14 protein-coding genes and 1 tRNA gene are annotated in these 20,318 nt (G+C 72.8%); 4 read left to right on the top strand and 11 right to left on the bottom strand.

Going from position 1 to position 20,318, the window contains the following annotated elements; translation table 11 throughout:
- Positions 1 to 264: 264 nt before the first annotated feature.
- From fusA to CHR28_RS12585, 7 genes are all read right to left on the bottom strand, one after another.
- Positions 265 to 2,304: an elongation factor G gene (gene fusA, locus CHR28_RS12615; RefSeq protein ID WP_179272411.1), complete on the bottom strand. Its 2,040-nt coding sequence runs from the start codon at positions 2,302 to 2,304 to the stop codon at positions 265 to 267.
- Between the two features lie 418 nt (positions 2,305 to 2,722).
- A complete protein-coding gene (locus tag CHR28_RS12610) occupies positions 2,723 to 3,484 on the bottom strand; it encodes a hypothetical protein (RefSeq protein WP_143655831.1) in 762 nt (253 codons plus the stop codon).
- Positions 3,485 to 3,664: 180 nt separating this feature from the next.
- Positions 3,665 to 4,579, bottom strand: a complete 915-nt coding sequence (locus CHR28_RS12605; protein WP_094053671.1) for a YceI family protein — start codon at positions 4,577 to 4,579, stop codon at positions 3,665 to 3,667.
- A 148-nt stretch (positions 4,580 to 4,727) separates the two neighbouring features.
- Positions 4,728 to 5,561 (bottom strand): NmrA family NAD(P)-binding protein, encoded by an 834-nt coding sequence (locus tag CHR28_RS12600; protein ID WP_094053670.1) that lies wholly within the window; start codon positions 5,559 to 5,561, stop codon positions 4,728 to 4,730.
- Positions 5,562 to 5,650: 89 nt separating this feature from the next.
- Positions 5,651 to 6,745, bottom strand: a complete 1,095-nt coding sequence (locus CHR28_RS12595) for a maleylacetate reductase (RefSeq protein WP_094053669.1) — start codon at positions 6,743 to 6,745, stop codon at positions 5,651 to 5,653.
- A complete protein-coding gene (locus tag CHR28_RS12590; protein ID WP_094053668.1) occupies positions 6,742 to 7,611 on the bottom strand; it encodes an intradiol ring-cleavage dioxygenase in 870 nt (289 codons plus the stop codon). The genes CHR28_RS12595 and CHR28_RS12590 overlap by 4 nt, the downstream gene beginning before the upstream one ends.
- Positions 7,612 to 7,658: 47 nt before the next feature.
- Complete coding sequence (locus CHR28_RS12585) at positions 7,659 to 9,401, bottom strand: FAD-dependent oxidoreductase (protein WP_094053667.1); 1,743 nt, start codon at positions 9,399 to 9,401, stop codon at positions 7,659 to 7,661.
- Between the two features lie 190 nt (positions 9,402 to 9,591).
- On the opposite strand from CHR28_RS12585, the gene CHR28_RS12580 reads away from it, so the two are divergent.
- Positions 9,592 to 11,472, top strand: coding sequence for a helix-turn-helix domain-containing protein (locus CHR28_RS12580; protein ID WP_094053794.1), 1,881 nt, complete (start codon positions 9,592 to 9,594; stop codon positions 11,470 to 11,472).
- A 162-nt stretch (positions 11,473 to 11,634) separates the two neighbouring features.
- Here CHR28_RS12580 and CHR28_RS12575 read toward each other — a convergent pair.
- Positions 11,635 to 11,719: transfer RNA gene (locus tag CHR28_RS12575), tRNA-Leu, on the bottom strand.
- Positions 11,720 to 11,860: 141 nt separating this feature from the next.
- Between CHR28_RS12575 and CHR28_RS12570 the strand changes: the two genes are divergently transcribed.
- Positions 11,861 to 13,192, top strand: a complete 1,332-nt coding sequence (locus tag CHR28_RS12570; protein ID WP_094053666.1) for a DUF2254 domain-containing protein — start codon at positions 11,861 to 11,863, stop codon at positions 13,190 to 13,192.
- A gap of 101 nt (positions 13,193 to 13,293) precedes the next feature.
- On the opposite strand, the gene CHR28_RS12565 is transcribed toward CHR28_RS12570, so the two are convergent.
- From CHR28_RS12565 to sucC, 3 genes are all read right to left on the bottom strand, one after another.
- Entirely contained in the window at positions 13,294 to 14,835 is a 1,542-nt protein-coding gene (locus CHR28_RS12565; RefSeq protein WP_094053665.1) for an aldehyde dehydrogenase family protein, read from the bottom strand.
- Between the two features lie 361 nt (positions 14,836 to 15,196).
- Positions 15,197 to 16,090, bottom strand: a complete 894-nt coding sequence (gene sucD / locus CHR28_RS12560) for a succinate--CoA ligase subunit alpha (protein WP_094053664.1) — start codon at positions 16,088 to 16,090, stop codon at positions 15,197 to 15,199.
- Positions 16,091 to 16,104: 14 nt separating this feature from the next.
- The gene (sucC, locus tag CHR28_RS12555; protein WP_094053663.1) at positions 16,105 to 17,235 is read right to left on the bottom strand and encodes an ADP-forming succinate--CoA ligase subunit beta; all 1,131 of its coding nucleotides are present in this window, start codon (positions 17,233 to 17,235) and stop codon (positions 16,105 to 16,107) included.
- Between the two features lie 142 nt (positions 17,236 to 17,377).
- Here sucC and CHR28_RS12550 point away from each other — a divergent pair, with 142 nt between their 5' ends.
- Positions 17,378 to 19,060, top strand: coding sequence for a thiamine pyrophosphate-binding protein (locus tag CHR28_RS12550; protein WP_094053662.1), 1,683 nt, complete (start codon positions 17,378 to 17,380; stop codon positions 19,058 to 19,060).
- A 12-nt stretch (positions 19,061 to 19,072) separates the two neighbouring features.
- Positions 19,073 to 20,314: a formyl-CoA transferase gene (gene frc, locus CHR28_RS12545; protein ID WP_094053661.1), complete on the top strand. Its 1,242-nt coding sequence runs from the start codon at positions 19,073 to 19,075 to the stop codon at positions 20,312 to 20,314.
- The last annotated feature ends 4 nt before the right edge of the window (positions 20,315 to 20,318 follow it).

Below are 20,318 nucleotides of genomic sequence, written 5' to 3'. Positions count from 1 at the left end.
CCTGTGGAACGGGCGGGTGCCTGTGGAACGGGCGGGTGCCTGTGGGACGGGCCGGCAGGTGTAGGAACCGACCGGCACCACCCGTGAGAACGGGTCCCCACCGGCACCACCCGTAGAAACGGGTCCCGGCCGGCACCACCCGCGAGAACGGGTCCCCACTGGCACCACCCGCAGGAACGGACCGGCGTCCGCAGGAACGGGGGGCATCCCCTGGTACGGGCCGGCCTCTTCCCTCCGCTCGGAGGGAAGAGGCCGGCCCGGGCCCTACCGCACGGCCGTGGGCGCCGGTGCCGGCGCGTAGCCGGCGGGCCGGGTCGTGAACGTGCCGCGGCCCTGCGTGCGGCTGCGCAACCGGGTCGCCCAGCCGAACAGTTCGGCCAGCGGCACGGTCGCGGTGACGACCGCGACACCCGCCCGGGTGACCGAGCCGGACACCCGCCCGCGCCGGGCGGCGAGGTCGCCGAGCACACCGCCGACCGCGTCCTCCGACACCGTGACGGTGACCTCGGCGACCGGCTCCAGCAGGACCATCGCGCAGCCGCGCAGGGCCTCCCGCAGTCCGAGCCGGCCGGCCGTGCGGAACGCCGTGTCAGACGAGTCCTTCACGTGGGTCGCCCCGTCGGTGAGCGTGACGCGCAGACCGGTCACCGGGTGCCCGCCGAGCGGCCCCTCGGCGAGTGCGTCCCGGCAGCCGGCCTCGACCGCCCGCACGTACTCCTGCGGCACGCGCCCGCCGACCACGGCCGAGCGGAACGCGAAGCCACCGTCGTACGGCTCCACGTCGAGCACGACATGGGCGAACTGCCCGGCACCGCCGTCCTGTTTGACGTGCCGGTACACCAGTCCGGTCACGCCCCGGCCGACGGTCTCGCGGTGACTCACCCGGGGACGGCCGACGGTGACCTCCAGGGCGAGGTCACGGCGGAGCTTCTCCACCGCCACCTCCAGGTGCAGCTCCCCCATGCCGGACAGCACGGTCTGCCCGGTCTCCGGGTCGGTGCGCGCGAGCAGCGAGGGGTCCTCCTCGGCCAGTCGCGCCAGCCCCGACGCCAGCCGCTCGGTGTCGCCGGCCCGGCGGGCCTCGACGGCGACCGACACCACCGGCTCGGGCACCCCGGGCGGCTCCAGCAGCACCGGCGCGTCCGGGGCACACAGGGTCGAACCGGCACGGGCGGACTTCAGCCCGACGACGGCGACGATGTCCCCGGCGACGGCGCGCTCCAGCGGTGCGTGCCGGTCGGCCTGCACGCGCAGGATCCGGCCGATCCGCTCGGTGCGGCCCGCGGTCGCGTCCCACAGCGTGTCCCCCTTTCCGATCGTCCCCGAGTAGATCCGCAGATACGTCAGCCGGCCGGTCGCGGTGGCCTGCACCTTGAACGCGAGGGCGACCGGCGGCGCCGCCGGATCGGCGGGCCGCCGCTGCTCGGCACCGGCGTGGGTGCCGCGCACCGGCTCGGCGTCCAGCGGCGACGGCAGCCACGCCACGACGGCGTCGAGCAGCGGTTCGATCCCGCGGTTGCGGTAGGCGGAGCCGCACAGCACGACCACGCCGTCCCCGCTGCGGGTCAGGTCCCCGAGCGCGGCAGCGAGAGTCCGCTCCGCGAGCGCCCCCGTGGCGCAGAACTCCTCCAGGGCGCCCGGGTGCAGCTCCGCCACCGCCTCCTCCAGGGCCCGGCGGCGGGCGAGGGCCTCGTCCCGCAGTCCGTCCGGCACCGGCAGGTCGTCCGGCGTGTCCCCGTCGCTCCACAGCAGCGCGCGCATGCGGACGAGGTCGACGACGCCGGTGAAGGCGTCCTCCGCGCCGATCGGCAGCTGGACGGGCAGCGGCGCCGGGTGCAGCCGCTCCCGGATGGACGCCACGGCCGCGTCGAGGTCGGCGCCGGCCCGGTCCATCTTGTTGACGAACGCGATTCTCGGCACGCCGTGCCGGTCCGCCTGCCGCCACACCGACTCGCTCTGCGGCTCCACCCCGGCCACCGCGTCGAACACGGCGACGGCGCCGTCGAGCACACGCAGCGCGCGCTCCACCTCGTCGGCGAAGTCGACGTGCCCGGGGGTGTCGATGAGGTTGATCCGGTGACCGTCCCAGGCGCAGCTCACGGCCGCGGCGAAGATGGTGATCCCGCGGTCGCGCTCCTGCGGGTCGAAGTCCGTGACGGTCGTACCGTCGTGCACCTCGCCGCGCTTGTGCGTGGTTCCGGTGGCGAACAGGATCCGTTCGGTGACGGTGGTCTTGCCGGCGTCGACATGGGCGAGGATGCCGAGATTGCGGACGACGGCGAGCGAGTTCTGGGTGATACGCACGGCCCGGGGCCTTTCGATGCGATCGGGAAAGGGGCGGCGCGATTACCGGGAAAGCGAAAGAGCGGTCAGGCAGACCCGACGGCAAGTCAGATAAACAAGCGATGCCTGGAGTTCGTCCCGGTCAGCCGGTGCCGCCGCGCAGCGCGCACCGGAGGGACGAAGACACGAGGATCACCTCGTAGCGCGGGAGGGCGACGGCGGCAGCGCTGTGATCACGCACGGCCGTCTCCCCTCATTCGTCACGCCGACGCACCGCCCGGGTCGTGGGCGGGGCGGATACATGCGTGAGTGTAGGGAGACGGGAAAGGACGGCGCCAGGAATTATTCCGGCGTGACCTGAGCCGGTGCGACCGACGCCGCCAACCCTATTCTTTTGCCGGAGCCCCCGTCCACTTCAGCGGCCGAGGGCTCCGTGGTGTCACTGCGCGCTGTCGTCCATGCTGTTCGCCGCGGGACGGTCGTCGATGACGATGCGGACCGGGTCGGCTCCGTTGCCGCGGTGGCGGCGAGTGCGGATCTCTTGCACGGTCTTGGTGAGTCGCTCGTGGAGGTGGGCGGCGATAGCGCGAGTGCCCGGGTCGGCGGCGGTGTGGCTGACCCGGTGGAGGCTGGTCAGGGCGGCGACGAGGCTGGGCCCGGAAACCCTGACAAGGATCGTGCCCTCTGTGTCCTGGACGCCGGCCGGGAGGTGGAAGTGCTGGTCGGTGCCGGCGTGCTTGACGAGGAATTCCCAGGTGTCGCGGTGGGCGTGGAGGGTGGCGGCGGAGATACCGGCCGCGGCCTGAAGGGTTTCCTTGTCGGGCTCCGGAACGATGCCCGGTTCGCTGACCGACTGAGGCGCGAGTTCGGCCGGTTCCGGATCCGGTGCTGCCTGTGGCCTCTTGGCCTCGGGCTCCGGGCTTGCCGTGTCCGTCGGGGTCTCCGACGGGCTGACGGCCACGGCCTCGGCCTGGAGTCGGTTGTCGAGTTGTGTGATGGCTCCGCGGATGGCGACGAGTTCACTGCCGATGCCGGCGAGAGGTCCGCTGGTCATGGCGGCGCTGGTGTCTTGGCGGATCTGGTCGATGATGTGCTGCTGGTCGGCTACCTGCTGCTTGACGGCGGCAAGGTCGGTGGCGAGCTTCCCAAGCTGGTCGATGACTTGCTGAAGCCGAACCCGGTTTCCCATGCCGAACGGCACGCTTCCCCCCTTGCGGTCACTGGTGACCTTGAAAGGGTCGTGCGGTGGCGACTTGTCTGCAAGGTCGCGATTTGATCAGAAGTGCGGCGCTATGACTACAGCGCTATGACTACTCGCGACGAGGCGCCCGCCCGGTGCTCCCGTGCGGGCCCTCCGTCACGCCACGCCGAGTCGAAACGCCTATTCCGGCGGGGTCGGGGTGTCGTGGGTGCGGTACATCGCCTGGACGTCCAGTTCCAGTTGTACGGTCGGGCCGACCACGGCGATGCCGCGGGCCAGCATCGAGCGCCAGTTCAACGTGTAGTCCTCGCGGTGCAGTTCGGCCGTGGCGAGGGCCGCGCAGCGCAGTTCCTGGCCGTAGCCGCCGTTCACCGTGCCCAGGTAGGTCGTGTCCAGCGACACCGAGCGGCTGACGCCGTGCATCGTGAGGGTGCCCAGCAGCGACCACTTGCTGCCGCCGCGGTAGGCGAAGCGCGTGCTCGTGAAGTCGATGTACGGGAAGCGTTCGACGTCCAGGAAGTCGGCGGAGCGCAGGTGGTTGTCGCGCGTGGTGTTGCCGGTGGTGATGCTGCCGGCGTCGATGCGGACCCGCACCCGCGAGTCGGCCATGTCCTGGGCGACTTGGATGCCGCCGTCGAAGCGCTCGAAACGGCCGTGCACATGGGCCATTCCGACGTGCTTGGCGATGAACCGGATCGCGGTGTGCGGCGGGTCGAAGAGCCAGGTGCCGGGGGCCGGCAGCTGGAGGGCCTCGGCCGGCTGCAGCCAGACCCGCTCGGTGGGCGTCGAGGCGTCGGGCGCGATCTCGATCGTCTCGCGGTGCGGCCGCAGGCCCTCCGCCGAGATCAGCAGGCTGTACCGGGCGGGCGGCAGGGCCGCGAGGAAGTAGCCGTACGGGTCGGTCGTGCCACGGGCGGCCACCCGGTGGGTGTCCAGGGCGGTGACGGTGACGTCCGCGCCCGCCAGGGGCGCGCCCATCGGGTCGACGACCTCGCGGGCGACGGCACCGGCACCGTTCGGGAGGGGGACGGCGAGGCCCGCCGCTGCGGCGGAGGTGCCTTTGAGCCACCGGCGCCGGAGCAGTGCGAGGGCCATGTGGTTCACCTTTCTTCGGGGTGTGCGGCCGCCCGGCGGCGACGCAGCGCTCGCCGAAGGCCGCACCTTGCTGCGGTCACACCCCCCCTGTCGATCTTGATGCGCCTGGGCGGCGCGCGGGTGTCTCAATACGAGACACTCACGGCCGTCACCGGAAGGCGCCGGCGTGTTCGGCGGCCCACTGCCCGAAGGTGCGCGCCGGGCGGCCGGTGACCTTCTCGACGGTGCCGGAGACGGTGCGGCCCACCTCGGGCGTGTTGCCGTACGCCTCGAGCAGGAAGCCGATCACGTCCTCCGGCAGATACGCGGCCCGCCACTGCGCGACGGCCTCCTCCTCGGTCAGCTCGACCAGGGCGATCTCCCGGCCCACGGCGGCGGCGAGGATGCGCACCTTGTCGTCGACGGTGAGCACCTCGGGGCCGGTGATCACGTACTCCTGGCCGGCGTGGCCCTCCTCGGTCAGCGCGACCGCGGCGACGGCGCCGATGTCGCCCTCGTGGACCATGGCGCTGAGCCGGGACACGAACGGCTCGCGCACCTCGCCCGCTGCCCTGATCCCGTCCGCCCACTCCAGGGCGTTCGCCATGAACTCGACCGGCATGAGCACCGTCCAGTCCAGGGCGTCGTCGGCGCGCACCGCGTCCTCCAGCGGGGTCGGCCCGCCGCCGTGCAGCACGGTGACGCGGCCGACACCGGCCGCGTGGGCCAGTTCCAGGATCCGCGGACCGGTCTCCAGCGGGGTGAACGCGGCCCCGCCGAACGTGATCAGGTGCAGGCCGGTCACGCCCTCCAGGGCCGGTGCCAGTCCGTCCGGCTCGGTCAGGTCGCCCTCGACTACCTCCACCCCGTCCGGGAGCGCGGCCTTCGCGGCGTCGCGGGTGAGGGCACGTACGCGGTGGCCCCGCGCGAGGAGTTCGGCGACGACCTGACGGCCGACGGTTCCGGTGGCGCCGGTGACAAGGATCTGCTGCGTCTGGGTCATGCCCCGACCGTAGAAAGGCTTGCGGTCACCTTCTGTCCGCGACAGCGACAGCGACCGCAACCATGACCATGACCGTGCCCGTGGCCGCGTCAGCCTCCGCCCCGAGCCGGGCCGGAGCCGGGCGGGCCTCCCTCGTAGGCCGCGCGCAGCACACCGCGCACCCCCTCCGCCGTCACCTCCCGCGGGTTGGCGTACGGCTCGCCCGCCACCCGCTCCGCCGCCGGGGTCAGATCGCCCTCCGTCAGGCCGAGTCGGGCCAGGGAGCGGGGTGCGCCGAGGCCTCCGGCCAGCTCCCACAGGGCCCGTGGCACGTCGTCGGCGCCGAGCGCCCGGCGCAGCACGGTCAACGCCCGTGGAACCGCAGGGGCGTTGTAGGCGAGGGCGTACGGGAGGACGACCGTGTGCGTCTCGGCGTGCGGCAGTCCGAAGGTGCCGCCGAGCACATGGCACAGCTTGTGGTGCAGCCCCATGGTGGTCGCGCCGAGGCAGGCGCCGCACAGCCAGGCCCCGTACAGCGCCCGGCTGCGCGCGTCGAGGTCCCGCGGGTCCGCGGCCAGCCGGGGCAGCGCGCCGGCCATCTCCCGCACGCCCTCCTCGGCCATGGCGGAGACCAGCGGTGAGACGTCGGGGGCGTACAGCGCCTCCACGGCGTGCGCGAGCGCGTTGACGCCGCTGGTCACGGTCAGCGCCACGGGCAGGGAGAGGGTGAGCCGGGGGTCGTAGACGACGCTGCGGGGCTGCACGGCCGGGTCGCGGCCGGTGCGTTTGGCGCCGTGCTCGGTCAGGCCCCAGACCGGGGTCATCTCGGAGCCGGAGTAGGTCGACGGGACGGCGATCAGCGGCAGCCCGGTGCGCAGGGCGATCGCCTTGCCGAGCCCGATGGCGGAGCCGCCGCCGACCGCGACGCAGCCGTCCGCCCCGGCCGCCCGCACGGCCGCGACGGCCCGGTCGGCGTCCTCGACGGGCACGTGCATCCGCGCCTCGGCGTGCACTCCGGCGCAGCGGTCGCCGAGCGCCTCGGCGACCGTACGGGCGACCCGCTCGCCGCGGCTGCCGCACACCACGAGCAGCCGTCCGAGGCCGAGCCGGGCCGCCTCGTCCGGGGTGGCGGTGACGGCCGAGCCGGGCCGGAACACGACCCGCACGGGCCGCGTCTCGTACGTGAACTCGTCCTGGAAGGTCATGGGGCGGGCTCCAGGACGAGGTCGAAGCGGGCGTGCCGGAAGGGGTTCGGCACGCCGAACTCCCGGGCCAGGGACGGGTCGTCCGTCTCGGCGAAGTCCTGCACGAGGCTCTCCTTGACGGCGAAGACCGCGTCGGAGTCCAGGTAGTCGCCGCCGGCCACGAAGATGTGCGTGGTGACCGGCGTGTGGCCGGCCGCGGAGGCGATGAAGTGGATGTGCGCGGGGCGGTAGGGGTGCCGGCCGGTCGCGCGCAGCAGCCCGCCGACCGGCCCGTCGGTGGGGATCGGATACGGCGCCGGCACGCAGGTGCGGAACCAGAAGCGGCCCTCGGCGTCGGCGGTGAACAGTCCGCGTCCGTTGCCGGCGGGCTGGACGCCCGGCTGCTGGACGTCGTAATAGCCCTGGTCGTCGGCCTGCCAGACGTCGACGGCGGCTCCGGGCAGCGGGGTGCCGTCGGCGGAGCGCACCCGGCCGCTGACCACGCACGGCTCGCCGCCGCCCACGAGGTCGATGTCGTCGCCGAGTTCCCGGACCGGCGACTCGGTCAGGTGGAACGGGCCGAGCACGGTCGACTCGGTGGCCCCGGGGGTGTGGTGGCCGTGGAGGGTCTCCACCAGCATGGACAGGCCCAGTACGTCCGACAGCAGGATGAACTCCTGCCGGGTGTCGGTGCAGGCCTGCCCGGTGGCGGTCAGGAAGGCGATCGCCCGTTCCCACTCGCCCTGGGTGAGCCGGGTCTCGCGGGCGAAGTCGTGCAGATGGCGGACGAGGGCGGTGAGCAGCTCGCGCAGCCGCGGGTCGGCGGTCGCCCGGAGGCTGTCCACGGCCTGCTCGGTGACCTGTGTCCCGGTCGCGTCCGTGGTCATGCCGGCTCCTCGTCGTCGACGTCCGTCTTCTCCATCATGGCGCGTGCTCAGGCGTGTCCCAGGATCCGCCGCAGCGCGTCCGTGAGCAGCTCCCCGGCGTTGGTGCGGGCGGCGTCCGGGTGCCGGAAGGCGACGAAGCCGTCCGGCCGGACGAGGAGCGCGCCAGCGTCCGGGATCTCCCGCAGCCGCGCCCAGTCGCCGTACGGGTCCTCGTACTCCTGCCCCGGGCCGATCACCACCGTGGCGATCTCGACGTCCTGCCGCTCGGCCGCCCGCAGCCAGGCCTCTCCCCCGATGCCGGTGAGCAGCGTGAAGCGGCCCCGGCCGACGGTGTCGAGGGTGGACAGCGTGCGGGAGCCGGAGGTGATCCAGGCGTGCGGGAGCCGGGCGCCGGGGCGGGAGGAGGGCTGGTGGTACAGCTCGGGGTCGCGGGCGAAGCCGGGGTCGGGCGTGCCGTCGGGGACGATCGCGCCGGAGGTGTAGCGCTGGTTGAGGTCCACGCCGTGCGCGTCGAACTCGTACACCTTGAACGCGATCGCCTCCCGCAGTGCGGCACGCTGCTTCTCGGCGGCCTCGGTGGCGTCCTTGCGGGCGTCGATGTTGGCCCACAGTTGTTCGGGGGTCTGCGGGGCGAGCCCGTCGAGGGCCTCGAAGACGGGGGCGGTCTCGCGGATGGACCGGTTGGCACGGGTGACGACCTGCCGCCCGACCGGGGCGCGTTCGGCGCTGTAGGAGTCGAGCAGCCTGGGGTGGGCGGTGCCGTCCAGGACGAGCTTGAGCTTCCAGGCGAGGTTGTGGGCGTCCTGGATCGAGGTGTTGGAGCCGAGGCCGTTGGACGGCGGGTGGCGGTGCACGGCGTCGCCGGCGCAGAAGACGCGGCCGTTCGCGTACGTCTCGGCGTACCGCTCGTTGACGGTCCACGCCGAGGACGAGGTGATCTTCACGGGTATCTCGTCGTCGCCGACGAGCTTGCGGACGATCGACTCGGCGTACTCCGTGGTCAGGTCCGGGGCGCCCGCGCTGACGTCGTAGCCCCAGACGATCAGCCATTCGTTCCAGGGCCGTACGCAGCGCACCAGGCCCGCGCCGATGCCGCCGACCGTGGCGCCGGGGGCGAGGACCCAGTAGAGGGTGGAGGGCCGGTGGGCGGTGTACCGCGTCAGGTCCGCCTCGAAGACGATGTTGATGCTGCCGGCCACGCCCATCCGGCCGCCCATCGGCAGGCCGGCGTCCTCGGCGACCTTCGACCGTCCGCCGTCGGCGCCGATCAGGTACCGGGCGCGGATCTCATAGGTGTCCCCGCGCAGCCGGTCGCGGACGGTGGCCGTGACGCCGTCGGCGTCCTGCGTGTGGGAGAGGTACTCGGTCTCGTAGCGCAGCCGGGTGCCGCGGGCGACGGCCGCGTCGACCAGGACCGGCTCCATGAGGTGCTGCGGCATGTCGCACATGCGGGTGGGGCTGGCGAGCTCGTGCTCGGCCCGGGAGAGCGGGTCGGTGCCCCAGGAGCGCACCCGGCCCAGTTCCTCGCCGGCCAGGCTGGTGCAGAACGTCGTATTGCCCATCAGGTGCTGCGGGGTCGCCCGGGCGACGACCTCCTGCTCCACTCCGAGGTCGCGCAGCACCTCCATCGTGCGCTGGTTGGTGATGTGCGCGCGGGGGGTGTCGGCGAGGTGCGCGTAGCGGGTGACGACGATGTGGGGCACGCCGTAGGTGCTCAGGGCGAGCGCGGCCGCGGCACCGGCCGGGCCGCTGCCCACGATGAGGACGTCGGTCTCGACGACGGTGGACACGGGGTGCTCCTGCGAGGCGGGTCGGGGGACATCGGACGGTCACGATCCTGGAGGGGTTCGGGGGAGCGCGGGTGTCTCATTACGAGACACGCCGCCGGGTCCGTGAACGGGCCTGCCGGGTCCGTGAACGGGCCTGAGGAGCACCGCGGTTGTTGCCCGTTCAACCGAACGCGCTACGGTGGGCCGTGCCGTGACCACCACAGATCCTTCCCCCACCCCCGCCCTGCCCTCGCTGCGCCTCGCCCGCGAGCGGTTCCTGTCGGGGGAACCGCTGCCCGGGGGCGTACCGGAGGAGGTCGTCGCGGCGTGGCGGCGCGCCCGGTTCTTCGGCGTGCCGCACAACCTGAACGCGCCGGCGGCGTGCGCGGAACGCCCCGCCGAGTCGGCGCTGCTCACCGCGGCCCGGCCGGTGCTGGACCGGATCGTCCCCGCCCTGGACGCGGACGCGCTGCTGGTGCTGACCGACGAGCGGCTGCGCGTGCTGTGGACGGCGGGGCGGGTGCCCGGGGTCGCACCGTGCCCCGTGCTGGCGGAGCAGGAGGTCGGCCACAACAGCGCCGCCCTGGCCCTGCGCACCCGCCGCCGGGCCGAGGTGCACGGCCCGGAGCACTTCCTGGACCGGTGGCAGGACGTCTCGGCCGTCAGCGTCCCGGTGCTCTCCCCGGACAGCGGCCAGGTCCTCGGCACACTGACCGTGGCCGCACACCTGTGCGCCACGCGCGCCCCACACTCCCGGGCCGCCCTCGCCGAGGCCGCCGCCGCGGCGATCGAGACGGAACTGCGGGCGCGCTCGGGCCGGGCCGAGCAGGCACTGCTGGACGCGTATCTGCGGGCCTCACGGGGCAGGGACCGGGCCGTGGCCGCCCTCGACGGCCACAGCCGGCTGATCAACGAGGCCGCGCAACGGCTGCTCACGCCGGAGGTGCTCGACGCACTGGAGCGTACGGCGGTGCACGCGCGACGCGCCGAAGTCTCTGGCCCGGCGGAGGAACCCGAGGGGCCGTCCGGGCGTACCACGGCGTCGGGCACGGGGCCGTCGCCGCTGCCGGTGCCGGTGGCGCTGCCGATGTCGACGCCGACACCCACGCCGACGCTGACGCCGACACCGACGCCGACGCCGACACTGACGCCGTTGGCATTGTCGTTGCCGTTGCCGTTGCCGGAAGGAGCCGGTTGCACCGCGCAGGTCACCCCGCTGCGCCTGGACGGCACCGTGGTGGGAATCGTGGCCGTGCTGGAACCGCTCGGTGATCAGGCGCCCGTGGTGCCGGACCCGCCGGCGGCGGCGGTCGCCCTGACCGGCTCCTCGCTTCCCTGGCGGCATGCCGTGGGGCGCGCGGTGGAGCTGGCACGCTCCCCGGAGCCGCTGCTGCTGGCCGGGGAGCGGGGCACGGGCAAGTCCGCCCTGGCCCGCGAGCTGCTGGGGCCGGGTCCGGTCCAGGAGGCGGACGCCGCTCAGGACCCCGGACTCGAACACGCTCTGCGCGCACGGCAGACCGGCAGACCGCTGCTGCTCCGGCACGCCGAGCGCCTCGCACAGCCCGGCGTGGCCGCGCTGAACTCCCTGCTCGACGCGCGCCCGGACACCCCACTGCTGGTCACCTACACGCCCGGCGCCCCGGCCGGCCCCTGCCTGCAGCGCCTGCTGGACATGCTGTCGGCCCGGACGGTGACCCTGCCTCCCCTGCGGGAACGCGCCGAGGACCTGCGCGAGCTGCTGCCGGCCCTCGCCCCACGGCCGGCGCCGGGCCGGCCGCCGCTGACCTGGACCCTGGACGCCCTGCAGGCGCTGGAGCAGTACCCGTGGCCCGGCAACGTCACCGAACTCGCCCACGTCGTACGGGCCGTGGCGGAGCACCGGCGGATGTCCGGCCCGGTGCGCCGGGCGGAACTGCCGGACGCCGTCCGCGAAGGCCCGGCCGCACGCCCCCTCAGCCCGATGGAACACGCCGAACGCACCACGATCCTGGAGGCGTTGCGCCGCCACGGCGGCAACAAGGCACGCGCGGCGGCGGCGCTGGGGATAGGCCGGGCGACGCTGTACCGCAAGCTGCGGGGGTACCGGGGCTGAGAGGGATCCCCGGAAGAGCGCCGGGGAGCCACGGCCCCATGCCCCTGCCACTGACCCTGACCCTGCGTGACGGATCGGGCACGTGACGCGTGGCCGCAACGCGTGCCCGGGGGCACGAGAAAGGGTGCCGACCATGAACTGGTCGGCACCCTTTTCTGCCAGTGTCCGAGGGGGGACTTGAACCCCCACGCCCGATAAAGGGCACTAGCACCTCAAGCTAGCGCGTCTGCCATTCCGCCACCCGGACCGGTGTCCGTCGCCCTGCCAGGGGTGTTCCCCGCGGCGACAGGCACAACAATACCAAGGTTTCGGAGTGCCCTTCACCTGCGTTTCCGTCCGCCGGGCGGGGGTCCCGGACCTCGCGGCCCGTTGCCTCTAGGGTCGCACCATGAGTGACTGGATGGTGACGCAGAGCCCTCGCGCGGGGCGCCGCCCGCGCGCCCTGTCACCGCTCGGGGAGCATCTGAGGGACACGTTCTGGTTCGCCCCCACAGCAGCGATGGTCGCCGTCTTCCTGGTGTGGCTGGGGGCACAGGCGCTCGACACGGCCGTCGTGGAAGCGCTGCAGGAGGAGGGGGACTACGACACGCTCGACGAGCTGCTGCGGTTCGCGGAGGACGCGAAGGCCGTGGTGAACGCGGTCGGCTCGGCGATGATGACCTTCATCGGGGTGGTCTTCAGCATCTCGCTGGTGGCCGTGCAGATGGCGAGCGGGCAGTTCACCCCGCGTGTGGTGCGGCTCTTCGTCCGCAGCCGGATCACCAAGGCGACCTTCGCGGTGTTCCTGGCCACGTTCGTGCTGTCGCTGCTGGTGCTCACCTCCTTCGACAGCGCCGGCGACCCGCGTGCCGTGACGTCGCTGCCGCTGGTGCAGTCCGTCCTCACGCTGTGCATGGTGGCGCTGAGCCTGCTGCTGTTCGTGCTGTACGTGAACGCCACCCTGCGGCTGATGCGGATCAGCCACGTGATCGCGCGGATCGCGACGGAGTCCTTCCGGGTGGTCGCGTCGTTGCCCGCACCGGCGGGCGGGCACGAGGCGCCCGACCTGGGTCCCGTGACCGCGTGGGTGCCGCACGAGGGCCGGGCCGGGGTGCTGCGGGACGTGCACATCGCGCGGCTGGTGCGGGTGGCGCACAAGCACGGGGTCGTGCTGCGGCTGATCCCGCGGATCGGGGACTTCGTGGTGCCGGGTACGCCGGTGCTGGCGGTCCACGGCGGGGCCGCCCCACCGCGCACGGCGCTGCGCCGCACCGTGTCGGTGGGGGTGGAGCGGACCTACCACCAGGATCTCGGCTTCGGGCTGCGGCAGTTGGCCGACATCGCGCTGCGCGCCCTGTCGTCCGCGATCAACGATCCGACGACCGCCGTCCATGCGCTGGACCGCATCGTGCAGTTCCTCGCGGCGCTGAGCCGGTATCCGCTGGACGCCGCCCTGCACCGGGACCGGGGCGGTGCGGTGCGGCTGGTGCAGCCCGTGCCGGGGTGGACCGAGCTGGTGGATCTCGGGTTCACCGAGGTGCGGAACTGCGCCGCGGACAGTCCGCAGGTGACGCGGCGCATGCTGGCCGGGCTGGACGACCTGCTCCTGCTCACGCCGCGGGAACGGCAGCAGCCGCTCCTGCGCCACCGCGAACTGCTCCGGCAGGAGATCGCCCACACGGCCCCGAGCCCGGCGGACCGCGCCTTCGCCCTGCACCCGGACCGGCAGGGCATCGGCTGAGGGCACCCGGTCCTACCGGGGGGACTCGCGGCGGCGTCCGGCGCCGGCCCCCCTCGGGGCTGCGCGCGGGGTGCCCGGCGCCGGACACCGCCCTCCCCCTCTCATGGCAGCAGCTGGTACTCCGGGAAGTTCCCCGGCAGCCTCTCCCCCGCCGGCCCCCGCGTCACCGCGCGCACCAGGAGTTCACCGCCCACGAACGCGCCGCGCCACGACGCGCCGAGCCCGCCGAACAGCTCGTCGCGGTCGCCGCGGGAGCGGGGCGTGCCGTGGCCGACCTTGAAGGCGCGGATCTGCGGGGCGAGCCGCTCGTAGGTGGCCCGGTCATCCGTGGACAGCGTGGCCACCAACGCCCCGTTGGAGGCGTTCATCGCGGCCAGCAGCTCCGCCTCCGTGTCGACCAGGACGATCGTGTCGACCGGGCCGAACGGCTCCGCGTGGTGCAGCGGGGAGGAGCGCGGCGGGTTGAGGAGCGTGACGGGCTGGACGTAGGCGGAGGTGTCCTGCCCGGGCAGGAAGCGCGCGTCGTCCGGGCTGCCGCGGTACAGCGGCACCGCCCCGCGCTCGACCGCCTCGGCGACCTGGTCCTGCAGTTCCTTCGCCTTGGCCGCGTTGATCACCGGCCCGAAGTCCAGCTCCGGGCAGGGGTCGCCGGGGTCCTCGACGGCGAGCGGATGCCCGACCCTGAGCGCGCGCACCGCCGGGAGGTACGCCGCCAGGAACGCGTCGAACAGCTGCCGTTGGACGACGAAGCGCGGATACGCCGTACAACGCTGCTTGCCGTAGTCGAAGAGCTTGGGGATCACCGCGGTGAGCGCGTCCCAGTCCGAGTGGTTCCAGATGCCCCAGGTGTTGAGTCCCTCCTGTTCGAGTACATGGCGTTTGCCGAGGTCGGCGAGGGTCGTGGCGACCGCGGCGCCGGTGTCGCGACCGCCGACGAAGGAGACGCAGCCGATCTCGGGCGCCCGTACGAGCGCCTCCGACAGCTCGCCTCCGCTGCCGCTGACGAGGGTCACGGGAATCCCCTCGCGGGCGGCCAGCGCGCAGGCCAGGGTGAGACAGGCGACGCCGCCGTCGGTCGGGGTCTTGGCGATGACCGCGTTGCCCGCCAGTGCCTGCACCAGCACTGCGTGAACGAGCACGCTCATCGGGTAGTTCCAGCTGGCGATGTTGGACACCGGCCCGTCCAGCGGGGCCCGGCCGGTGAGCATCGGGTCGATGCCGTCGACGTACCAGCGGACCCCGTCGATCGCCCGGTCGACGTCCGCCTGGGCGAGCCGCCAGGGCTTGCCGATCTCCCAGACGAGCAGGAGCGCGAGCAGCGTGCGGTGTTCGGTGAGGGCGTCGAGGGTGGCCGCGACACGGGCCCGGCGTTCCTCCAGCGGGACGTGCCGCCAGGCCCGGTGCTGGTCCAGGGCGGCGCGCACGGCCCGCTGGGCGGTGGCCCCGTCCAGGCGCGGCGGGCCGGCGATCGGGCTGCCGTCGACCGGGCTGACGGCGGGCAGGACCCGGCCGTCGGGCTGCCAGCCGCCGTTCCAGAGGTTGAGGACCCGGTCGTCCCGGAAGGCCTCGGGGGCGACGGCGAGACACCGCTGCCAGGCGTCGGGCCAGGACGTGCCGGATTTGAGGGTGAGGGTGGGTGCCATGCGGTTGCTCCGCTCTCGGTGCACGGTCGGGGGCGGAAAGGCGGGCCCTGAACGGCCCGCCCGTGTATGACGCGGACGGCTCTGAACAGCTCACAGAGGACCTGGACTCGGACGACCGCCGCGGGTCCGGACTCGGACGGCCGCCGCAGGCCCGGGCTGGGACGACCGCCGCGGGTCTGGGCTGGGACGACCGCCGCGGGCTCGGGCTCCGGTGGTCGCCGCAGCCCCTGGCTCGAACAGCCGTCGCACGCCCGGGCTCAGGCCGCCGCGGGCCCGGGGCCCGGGTTCAGACGGCCGTCGCAGCCCCGGGCCAGGACGACCCCGCAGGCCCGGGTTCAGACGGCCCGCCGCGAGCCCGGGTTCAGACGGCTCGCTGTCGGTCTTCCAGCAGTGCGAGCACCAGCTTCGCGGTCTCGGTCGGTGTGCTGCCCACCCGCACCCCGACCGCCTCCAGCGCCTCCTTCTTCGCCTGTGCCGTACCGGCGGAGCCCGAGACGATCGCGCCCGCGTGCCCCATCGTCCTGCCCTCGGGCGCGGTGAACCCGGCGATGTAGCCGACGACGGGCTTGGTGACGTGCTCGCGGATGTACGCCGCCGCCCGTTCCTCCGCGTCGCCGCCGATCTCGCCGATGAGGACGATCAGTTCGGTGTCGGGGTCGTCCTGGAACGCGGCGAGGCAGTCGATGTGGGTGGTGCCCACCACCGGGTCGCCGCCGATGCCGACGCACGTCGAGAAGCCGATGTCGCGCAGCTCGTACATGAGCTGGTAGGTCAGCGTGCCCGACTTGGAGACCAGTCCGATACGGCCCGGTTTGGTGATGTCGGCCGGGATGATGCCCGCGTTGGACTGGCCCGGCGTGATCAGGCCCGGGCAGTTGGGGCCGATGACGCGCGTGCCCTGCTGCCGGGCGTACGCGGTGAAGGCGACGGAGTCGTGCACGGGGATGCCCTCGGTGATGACGACCGCGAGCCCGATCCCGGCGTCGGCGGCCTCGGTCACGGCGGCCTTGGCGAAGGCGGGCGGGACGAAGACGACGGTGACGTCCGCGCCGGTGGCGCGCATGCCGTCGGCGACCGAGCCGAAGACGGGCACGGCGCGGTCGTCGAAGTCGACGGTGCGGCCGGCCTTGCGCGGGTTGACGCCGCCGACGACGTTCGTGCCGGCCGCGAGCATCCGCCGGGTGTGCTTCATGCCTTCGCCGCCGGTCATGCCCTGGACGAGGACCTTGCTCTCCTTGGTGAGGTAGATGGCCATGGCGTTCCCTCTCCTCAGGCCGTGGTGGCGAGTTCGGCGGCACGGGCGGCGGCGCCGTCCATGGTGGTGACCTGCTCGACCAGCGGGTGCGCGTGCTCGTCGAGGATGGCCCGGCCCCGGGCCGCGTTGTTGCCGTCGAGGCGCACGACGAGCGGTTTGGTCAGCCGGACGGTGTCCAGCGCCCGGACGATGCCGTCGGCGACCGCGTCGCAGGCGGTGATCCCGCCGAAGACGTTGACGAAGACGGATTTCACGGCCGGGTCGGACAGGACGACCGACAGCCCGTCCGCCATGATCCGGGCGCTCGCGCCGCCGCCGATGTCGAGGAAGTTGGCGGGCCGTGCCCCGCAGCCCGCGACCACGTCGAGGGTGGACATGACGAGGCCCGCCCCGTTGCCGATGATGCCGACCTCGCCGTCGAGCTTGACGTAGTTGAGGCCCTTGGCGGCGGCCGTGGCCTCCAGCGAGTCGTCGTGCTCCACGTCGTCGGCACCCCACCGGGCCTGCCGGAAGCGGGCGTTGTCGTCGAGGGTGACCTTGCCGTCGAGGGCGAGGATCTGCCCCTGCCGGGTGCGCACGAGCGGGTTCACCTCGACCAGGAGGGCGTCCTCGCGGACCAGCACCTCCCAGAGGCGGACGAGGACGTCCACGGTCTGCGGCGGCAGCCCGGCCGCCTCGGCGATCTCGCCGGCCTTCGCGGAGGTGACGCCCTCGGCGGGGTCGACGGGCACGCGAGCCACGGCCTCGGGACGGGTGGCGGCGACCTCCTCGATGTCCATGCCCCCCTCGGCCGAGGCGATCGCGAGGAACCGGCCCGCCGCGCGGTCGAGTACGTAGGACACGTAGAACTCGGTCTCGATGTCCACGGGCTGGGCCACCATCACCGTGCCGACCGTGTGGCCCTTGATGTCCATGCCGAGGATCTGACGGGCGGTGAGCTCGGCGGCCGCGGGGTCGGCGGCGAGCTTCACGCCGCCCGCCTTGCCCCGTCCACCGGTCTTCACCTGGGCCTTCACCACCACGCGCCCGCCCAGCCTGCGCGCGATGTCCCGTGCCTGAGTGGGCGAGTCGGTGACCTCGGCCCGCGGCACCACGATGCCGTGTTCTTCGAAGAGTTCCCTTGCCTGGTGTTCGTACAGGTCCATTCCGGCTCCTGACTGAAAGTGCCGCACGCCCCCTGGACACCACCCACCGGATGCGGGATAACAAGCTTCATACAGTATTCGTCGACTGTATGCAATGTACCGCGAGCCGCTCCAACCCCTTACGAAGGGACAGGACTTCGCCATGCCCGACGACACCCAGGACGTGATCTCCGGTGGTCATCTCGTAGCCAAGGCGCTGAAGGCCGAGGGGGTCGACCGCATCTACACACTGTGCGGCGGCCACATCATCGACATCTACGACGGCTGCGTCGACGAGGGCATCGAGGTCGTCGACGTCCGTCACGAGCAGGTCGCCGCCCACGCCGCCGACGGCTACGCGCGCATCACCGGCAAGCCGGGCTGCGCCGTGGTCACCGCGGGCCCGGGGACCACCGACGCCGTCACCGGTGTCGCCAACGCCTTCCGCGCGGAGTCCCCGATGCTGCTGATCGGCGGTCAGGGAGCGCTCACCCAGCACAAGATGGGCTCCCTGCAGGACCTGCCGCACGTCGACATGATGAACCCCATCACCAAGTTCGCGGCGACCGTGCCGGACACGGCGCGCGCGGCGGACATGGTGTCCATGGCGTTCCGCGAGTGCTTCCACGGCGCGCCGGGCCCCTCCTTCCTGGAGATCCCGCGGGACGTGCTCGACGCCAAGGTGCCGGCCGACAAGGCACGCGTGCCCCAGCCCGGTGCCTACCGCGCCTCGACCCGCTCGGCCGGCGACCCGGAGGCCATCGAGAGGCTGGCCGACCTGCTCGTGCACGCCGAGAAGCCGGCCATCCTGCTCGGCAGCCAGGTCTGGACGACACGCGGCACCGAGTCGGCCATCGAGCTGGTGCGCACACTGAACATCCCGGCCTACATGAACGGCGCGGGCCGCGGCACCCTCCCTCCCGGCGACCCGCACCACTTCCAGCTCTCGCGCCGGTACGCCTTCTCCAACGCCGACGTCATCGTCATCGTCGGCACGCCCTTCGACTTCCGCATGGGCTACGGCAAGCGGCTGTCGGCGGACGCGACCGTCGTGCAGATCGACCTCGACTACCGCACCGTCGGCAAGAACCGCGACATCGACCTCGGCATCGTCGGCGACGCCGGACTCGTGCTGAAGTCGGTGACCGAGGCCGCCTCCGGACGCGTCAACGGCGGCGCGTCCAAGCGCAAGGAGTGGCTGGACGAACTGCGGGCCGCCGAGCAGACCGCCCTGGAGAAGCGGCTGCCCAGCCTGAAGTCGGACGCCTCACCCATCCACCCCTACCGCCTGGTCAGCGAGATCAACGACTTCCTCACCGAGGACTCCCTCTACATCGGCGACGGCGGCGACATCGTCACCTTCTCCGGGCAGGTCGTGCAGCCCAAGTCGCCCGGGCACTGGATGGACCCGGGGCCCCTGGGCACGCTCGGCGTCGGCATCCCCTTCGTGCTCGCGGCCAAGCAGGCCCGGCCCGACAAGGAGGTCGTCGCGCTCTTCGGCGACGGCGCGTTCTCCCTGACCGGCTGGGACTTCGAGACTCTCGTCCGCTACGACCTCCCCTTCGTCGGCATCGTCGGCAACAACTCCTCCATGAACCAGATCCGCTACGGCCAGGCCGCCAAGTACGGCAAGGAGCGCGAGCGGGTCGGCAACACCCTCGGCGACGTCCACTACGACAAGTTCGCCCAGATGCTGGGCGGTTACGGCGAGGAGGTGCGCGACCCCGCCGACATCGGCCCGGCCCTCAGGCGTGCCCGCGAGTCCGGCAAGCCGTCCCTGATCAACGTCTGGGTCGACCCCGACGCGTACGCCCCCGGAACCATGAACCAGACCATGTACAAGTGAGGAGCGCTTGGCATGACCCAGACCTCCACCAGGGCTCTCGACGGCATCCGCGTCCTGGACATGACCCACGTCCAGTCCGGGCCCTCGGCGACCCAGCTGCTCGCCTGGCTCGGCGCGGACGTCGTCAAGCTGGAGGCGCCGACCGGCGACATCACGCGCAAGCAGCTGCGTGATCTGCCGGACGTCGACTCCCTCTACTTCACGATGCTCAACTGCAACAAGCGGAGCATCACCCTCAACACCAAGACCGAGCGCGGCAAGGAGATCCTGACCGAACTGATCCGGCGTTCCGACGTGATGGTCGAGAACTTCGGGCCGGGCGCGGTCGACCGCATGGGCTTCACCTGGGACCGCATCCAGGAGATCAATCCGCGTATCGTCTATGCCTCCATCAAGGGGTTCGGCGAGGGCCCGTACACCAACTTCAAGGCGTACGAGGTCGTCGCGCAGGCCATGGGCGGGTCGATGTCGACCACCGGTTTCGAGGACGGGCCGCCGCTGGCGACGGGGGCCCAGATCGGGGACTCGGGGACGGGTGTGCACGCCGTGGCGGGCATCCTCGCCGCGCTCTACCAACGGGAGCGCACCGGTCGCGGGCAGCGGGTCAACGTGGCCATGCAGCACGCCGTACTGAACCTGTGCCGGGTGAAGCTGCGGGACCAGCAGCGTCTGGCACACGGGCCGCTCGCTGAATATCCCAACGACGACTTCGGCGACGAGGTTCCCAGGTCCGGGAACGCGTCCGGCGGCGGCCAGCCCGGCTGGGCCGTCAAGTGCGCGCCGGGCGGCCCGAACGACTACGTGTACGTCATCGTGCAGCCCGTCGGCTGGCGCCCGATCAGCGAGCTCATCGGCCGGCCCGAGCTGGCCGACGACCCCGAGTGGGCGACGCCCGAGGCGCGGCTGCCCAAGCTGAACAAGATGTTCCAGCTGATCGAGGAGTGGTCCTCGACCCTGCCCAAGTGGGAGGTGCTGGAGCGGCTCAACGCGCACAACATCCCGTGCGGGCCGATCCTGTCCACGCGGGAGATCATCGAGGACCGGTCGCTGGTCGCCAACGAGATGGTCGTCACCGTGCCCCACCCGCAGCGGGGCGAGTTCGTGACCGTGGGCAGTCCGCTCAAGCTGTCCGACTCCCCCGTCGAGGTGACCAGCTCCCCGCTGCTCGGCGAGCACAACGAAGAGGTCTACGTCGGCGAACTCGGCCTCGGCGACGAGGAAGTGCGCCTGCTCAAGTCGAACGGGGTGATCTGACGTG

The organism is Streptomyces sp. XY006 (genome assembly GCF_002237655.1).
GTDB lineage: Bacteria > Actinomycetota > Actinomycetes > Streptomycetales > Streptomycetaceae > Streptomyces > Streptomyces levis.
The sequence above is the reverse complement of the archived record's forward strand: the minus strand, read 5'-3'. Positions and strand labels throughout refer to the sequence as shown.

Excerpts from the sequence above, each read along its gene's own strand:
- CHR28_RS12605 (WP_094053671.1), bottom strand. The coding sequence starts at position 4,579 with ATGGCCCTCGCACTGCTCCGGCGCCGGTGGCTCAAAGGCACCTCCGCC.
- CHR28_RS12600 (WP_094053670.1), bottom strand. The coding sequence starts at position 5,561 with ATGACCCAGACGCAGCAGATCCTTGTCACCGGCGCCACCGGAACCGTC.
- CHR28_RS12595 (WP_094053669.1), bottom strand. The coding sequence starts at position 6,745 with ATGACCTTCCAGGACGAGTTCACGTACGAGACGCGGCCCGTGCGGGTC.
- CHR28_RS12590 (WP_094053668.1), bottom strand. The coding sequence starts at position 7,611 with ATGACCACGGACGCGACCGGGACACAGGTCACCGAGCAGGCCGTGGAC.
- CHR28_RS12570 (WP_094053666.1), top strand. The coding sequence starts at position 11,861 with ATGAGTGACTGGATGGTGACGCAGAGCCCTCGCGCGGGGCGCCGCCCG.
- CHR28_RS12565 (WP_094053665.1), bottom strand. The coding sequence starts at position 14,835 with ATGGCACCCACCCTCACCCTCAAATCCGGCACGTCCTGGCCCGACGCC.
- sucD (WP_094053664.1), bottom strand. The coding sequence starts at position 16,090 with ATGGCCATCTACCTCACCAAGGAGAGCAAGGTCCTCGTCCAGGGCATG.
- sucC (WP_094053663.1), bottom strand. The coding sequence starts at position 17,235 with ATGGACCTGTACGAACACCAGGCAAGGGAACTCTTCGAAGAACACGGC.
- CHR28_RS12550 (WP_094053662.1), top strand. The coding sequence starts at position 17,378 with ATGCCCGACGACACCCAGGACGTGATCTCCGGTGGTCATCTCGTAGCC.
- frc (WP_094053661.1), top strand. The coding sequence starts at position 19,073 with ATGACCCAGACCTCCACCAGGGCTCTCGACGGCATCCGCGTCCTGGAC.